The 5,744-nt window shown below is 39.2% G+C and carries 3 protein-coding genes and 1 pseudogene; all 4 read right to left on the reverse strand.

The features are described 5' to 3' along the window. Positions 1 to 833: metallophosphoesterase N-terminal domain-containing protein (locus ON09_RS22015; protein ID WP_010603236.1), on the reverse strand; the 833-nt coding region annotated here is incomplete at its 3' end. A gap of 132 nt (positions 834 to 965) precedes the next feature. Next, the gene (locus ON09_RS22020) at positions 966 to 2,588 is read right to left on the reverse strand and encodes a DUF5689 domain-containing protein (RefSeq protein ID WP_010603237.1); all 1,623 of its coding nucleotides are present in this window, start codon (positions 2,586 to 2,588) and stop codon (positions 966 to 968) included. 27 nt (positions 2,589 to 2,615) lie between these two features. Next, positions 2,616 to 4,193, reverse strand: a complete 1,578-nt coding sequence (locus ON09_RS22025) for a SusD/RagB family nutrient-binding outer membrane lipoprotein (protein ID WP_010603238.1) — start codon at positions 4,191 to 4,193, stop codon at positions 2,616 to 2,618. 12 nt (positions 4,194 to 4,205) lie between these two features. Then, positions 4,206 to 5,744: pseudogene (locus ON09_RS22030) on the reverse strand (SusC/RagA family TonB-linked outer membrane protein); the annotation flags it as partial.

Below are 5,744 nucleotides of genomic sequence, written 5' to 3' on the forward strand. Positions count from 1 at the left end.
ACGTACACACTATTGATGATCAAGAGCGCATCTTTGGCTACAAACTTTAAATCTTTTGCCAACCAATCCAGCTGTCGTTGATTAATAAAACCATCATATTTCCTATCTTCTCCTAAATAACGAACATCATCCATTACAACATAATGTGCTTTACCCCTATTGAACGAGTAATAAGTTGGGCCATAATGTTCCTGGAAAGTTTTGTCTGAAGTTTCATCGCCGCCCATCCTGTAATCCATATCATGATTTCCCAGGCACTGGAAAAAAGGAATGCCCATATCTTTCACAGCCTGGTTATAATCGGCAAAAAGCGCATGGCTATCCCAAACAATATCACCAACCGTGATGCCATGAACGGGTATATTACCCATCGATTGGATTACTTTTTTGGTATCCGGAACAGAAGTCGTCATCATCTTCTCTACATCCGTTTTATTTTTCACCTGAGGATCGGCCCAGATAATAAAATTATGACGGTTATCTTTCTGCTTCATTTCCTTCAACTCGAAATTTAGATCGGTTTTAGCATCAAGTTTTTCGTAATATTTTGCCAGGTGGCTATCAGTGGTAAACTCGTATCCGGATGGCGTACTGATCCAAATGAATGTAGCTAACGGATTAACCTCGATGTTGTAACCGCCATTTTTATCGGTCTGGATCACACTGAATCCATCAGAAACCACAACATTTGCAATGCCCTTTCCTTTACTGGTTACTCGGCCGCTTATTTTACCATCTGCATCTAGCAGAGAAAAGGCAGAATAAGATTTTAAACTAACAAATAAAGTAGTGGTTAATAAACCAGTTTTTTGGATAAATGATCTTCTGTTCATTGTTTATTGAAGGATGATTGTGGAATTAATTGGTTTTCTAAGCAATTATGCTAAGCCACGATACGAAAGTTTTGATTGAAATGATGCCCAAAACTTATTATTCTTTTGAGCATCATTTTTATTTGGATAATTTTATCTAATTCTGGTTGGCGGTATAGTGTCACGCCCAATTTCTACACCTGTTGCAGCATTCACACGTAATACAATATTATCATCTTCAATTATCGACATGTTTGCCGGCGAATTATCTTTAGGTAAGATAATATATTTCATATCTCTGGCTTTTACCCACTTACCAAGTGTAACGCTATAAATACCACCAGCTTTGTAAAACCAACCAAGGTCGGCAACCGAGTTATCATGATAATTAAATCTGATGGTGTTGGTGCCCTGTAAATAGAAAGGCTGAAAACCTTTATTAGGATCTGCAGGATCAACTTCTAAAGGATCGTAAACATCGTAAAAATCATTATTGGCAATACGATAACCTTGTGCAGGAGGTCCTGGTGTAAATAAACTTCCACCATTATGAACAAATACCACATCAATCGGTCTGGTTGTTGCAGTTACGGTAGTACCTCTAAAAGCGGCAATTCCATAGGCGTTTCCACTATTAGCGAGCAGTGTATTGGTTATAGCGCCAAATCCGTCTCCAGCCGTTGTAGAATAATTTATACCTCTTATATATTGAGCGGTAGGTATTGGCGTTGAGCCCGTACTGTTTATTGTTCTACCTGTTCCACCTACATAAAAATAACCACCTTTTCTAACAGAACCAGTTGTCAAATTAAATTTGTATGTACGCAAGCCTCCAGTTGCCCATCCATTGGCAGGAAAACCTGCAGGCGTTGAAGCACCCGCATTATTTGTGGTCACTACAGAAAATGGCGTTACCGCGAAGTTGATATCTCTTGTGGCAATAAACTGAATGTAGTTATTGTTCGCATTGGTTCCTCTCGGATCAGGAATCCATCCCGAGATGATAAAATCTGGAATCTCTGGAGTCGAACTTAAAGTAATGACATCGCTGGCTGTTCTCATACGATGTTCTGGAATTAGTGTACCTGTTGAGCTGACCTTGTTAAATAAGATACCGTAATAATTTGCCGAGAATTGCAACGGGTTGTTCGCGAAGGTCGCTGTTGCCTCGGTGTGCAAGGTAATATCAGCAAATCCATCATTCAACGTTTTGTTGCCCGATAACACATCTGTAGGTGTTGGAAGCGGATTAAACCCGCCTTTTACAATTGCTAATAGCGTACTTTCATATTTATTTGGGTCTGCCAGGATAAAACTACTTGGCACCCTGTTTTTGGCAATAGGTTTGTTTTGTGCCACCCGGTTTACAGCGCCTGGAGAAATGCCTTTAATTTGCAAAATTCCATCTACGCGACCCAACACACCACCAGTAACATTAATCACAACTGAATCGCCGGGTACGTATTTGGCAGCATCAGCACCGATTGGAATGGCAATACCTCTAAGTTGAGATAAACGTTTTTTATCCTGGACAATTAATAACCCTGCAGGAAGGTTTTTTCCAGAATGATCTGAAACCACCACAGCAGAAATGCTGCTGGAACCGTACATATTTTCGGGACTTAAAGTAATATCCGATCCTTTGTAAAGCCCTCTTAAATCGAAGATGGGTAAATAAGGACTTACTTCTCCACCAGGGTAATTCTGCTTTTTACATCCAATCATCCAAACGGAAATTGAGATTAAAACAAAGCTATATATGATAATTTTTTTCATGTTAATGATTTTAAAGCTGTTTACAGATTAGGGTTTTTGCCACCATACTTGTGTATTAATTTCGTCGCCACCCATAGAGGCTACAGCTAAACGGTAATTTGTTGGGTTGGTAGACTGAATATATACCGGATAAGTCATACGTGCGGGCATCACACCTCCGTTTGCAAGCCCCGGACCTTTAGGTAAATAAGGATGTCCGGTTCGGCGGTACTCATACCATTGTTGCATATCTACCATAAACAGTGCATAATATTTCTGCATATGAATTTGCTCCAATTTATCAACAAATTGACCGGTATTATAAGTTCCCCATTCAATATCCGCTTCGTTAATATAATCTAAAAATTCTGCTGCGGTAGTTGAAGTTGTAAAACTTGGCACCCAGTAATTGATGGAATTTGCGATTCCGGTATTGTAGTAGGCTTCCGCAGATCCTGTGATGTAACCTCTTAATGCTGCTTCAGCCAAAATAAACTGCACCTCTGCATAATTTATAAAAATACCCGTAAGCGGATTAGCCTGTAAAGACCGAGCATTCACTGCTACACTTGAAACCGTTTGTGCAAACGAATAGAAGTAAGCCTGTTTTGGTGCTCCCCCTCCAACTAAATAGCCACTTGGCACTCCTGCAAATCCTGAAGGCCCCTGAGAAATCCCCCACCTGTTGATACCTGCATTGGCGTAACCTTTAGCGGCAGAGATATCAATTCTCGGATCTTTCCAGGCCACTAAACGATCAATAAAGAAACTGGCAATGGCTGGTGCCCTGTAATCCTGTTCACGAATACCATTAACCAGCGGTGATGTGTATGGATCAGAAACGTTGATTCCTCCGTTCCAAAGCAATTTAGCCGATTCTCCATTATTGGCTATGATTGGATATTGAGTGGTATTGGTATTGGCAATTTCTTTAATTTTCGCAATTACCTGCGCCGAAACATCTGCTTTACCTGAAACCCGAAGCAATAATCTTAAATACAAAGAGTTAGAAAATTTACGCCATTTAGCGATATCTCCTTTATAAACCGGGTCGCTAATGGCAGCAATGGCAGTTCCTGAGCTCAATAAGGTATTTGCCTCTTCCAACATTTTAAAAATGCCTAAGTACACATCCTTTTGCGTATCAAATTTCGGCTCAGTAACTTCCGACCCTTTATTTGATTCGCTGAATGGAATATCTCCGTAAGTATCGGTAAGGTTGGCGTAAAGCCATGATTGCATGACCAATGAAATACCCTGATACGACTTATTCAATTTACCAGGCTCAGATGCCTTGTTGTACATATCTTTAAAATTGGTTAACTGGATATACCAACCATTATAAAGATAATCAGCAAAGGTACGCCTGTATTGATACCGGAAAACTGTTGCATCTCCATCATCCTGATTTACGGTAACCTGCATTAACTCATTGTTAAAGTTTCTGTTACGAAACATCCCTAACGACAATGAATTAACCAACGCAGGGGCCATCAGTTTATCAGGCGTAGTATCAATGATGTTAATTGGATCTGTATTAATTGCAATGAAATCCTTTTGGCAAGAGCTGAATGTTAAGCTAGAGCCAACTAAAAGAATAACAAGCTTTTTTATATTATTTTTCATGATGTTTTCTAGTTATATGCCAATAGATAGGTTAAATCCATAGGTTCTGGTTGACGGGAACTGTCCGATTTCAAAACCCTGAACAATGTCTGAACCGCTGATGGTACCAAATTCTGGATCGAACATTGGCCATGGCGACCAAATGAATAAGTTACGTCCATAAACTCCGAATGAAGCCGAATTCAAACCAATTTTTTTAAGGAAACTAGGTTTAAATTTATAGGTTAATGCTGCCTCTCTGAATTTGATAAAGTCGGTGCTAAAAGTACTTCCTTCAGCGTTGTCGGCCCCCATATTTGAACGGTAATATTCGTCAATATCTGTTGCAATTACATCATTTTTACGATAAGTTCCATCAGGATTCTGCACTACTCCATTACCAATAATACCACTATATCTTCCTGGTAATGTTGAAGTAGTTTTACCTTGCTCTACTAATTTATAGTTTAACAAAGAGTGCGCTACCGCACCGATTTGTGCATCGAACAGCAAATTAAGACTGAACTGTCTGTAGCTGAAATTGTTGCCGATACTTCCTTTAAATCTTGGGATGGTATTGCCCAGGTAAACCACATCATTGGTAATTTTAGCTAAACCTGTCGTGGCATCAAAAACAACGTTTCCTTCAGGATCACGAACATATCCTCTACCATATAAATCGCCCATGCTGCCACCTACTTTAGCAACAATCTGTCCACCCGCAACCGGTCCAGTTCTTAATACCACCGAACTATCACCGTTCATATCAATAATTTTGTTTTGGTTGGTAGAAAATGTCATATAAGTAGACCAGTTGAAGCCATTTTTACTTTTTATCTGGCTTCCATTCACTGATATTTCTAAGCCTTTATTATTTACCTGACCGGCGTTGATCAACATTTGATTGTAACCTGTAGCTCTATCTACAATACGCGTTAAGTGTTGGTCATTTGTTTTACCAGCATAAACTGCAATATCAAAATTCAACCTGTTTTTAAATAAACGGATGTCGGCACCTAATTCATAAGTTGTTGTTCTTAATGGTTTCAAATTGCTGTTGGCCAACAAACCTGGATTTACCAGGGCGCTATCCGGATAGGAACCACTGAAAGCTAAACCATAAGTGTATGCAGTTCTGTAAGGGATCAAACTGCCGCTCCCTACCTGCGAAGCGGAGAACCTAAACTTAGCCATATTAACAAATTTCGGCATTTTAACCACTTCTGACATTACAAAACTTGCACTGGCAGATGGATAAAAGAAACCAACATTATCTGTCCTGGTAGAAGAAGCTAAAGCACTGTTCCAGTCTTTACGGGCCGTAATATCAAGGTATAAGAAGTTTTTGTAACTATTTGATAAGATACCATAAAAACTGTTGATGTTTAATCTTGAAGTATCAGGAATAGATAGTAATGGATATAAATTATTTGATAATTCATAAATATTAGGAACTCTTAGTCCATCAGCCCTGATGTCTGATCTGTCATATCTGTTTTTTAACTGACTACCACCTGCAGATAAATTGAAACTAAAATCGTTGCTTACTTTTTTATCATATAGTGTGTACGT

The sequence above is a fragment of the Pedobacter agri PB92 genome, from assembly GCF_000258495.1.
GTDB lineage: Bacteria > Bacteroidota > Bacteroidia > Sphingobacteriales > Sphingobacteriaceae > Pedobacter > Pedobacter agri.

Bases quoted from the DNA above. Each gene is read 5' to 3' on its own strand.
- ON09_RS22020 (WP_010603237.1), bottom strand. From the start codon at position 2,588: ATGAAAAAAATTATCATATATAGCTTTGTTTTAATCTCAATTTCCGTT.
- ON09_RS22025 (WP_010603238.1), bottom strand. From the start codon at position 4,193: ATGAAAAATAATATAAAAAAGCTTGTTATTCTTTTAGTTGGCTCTAGC.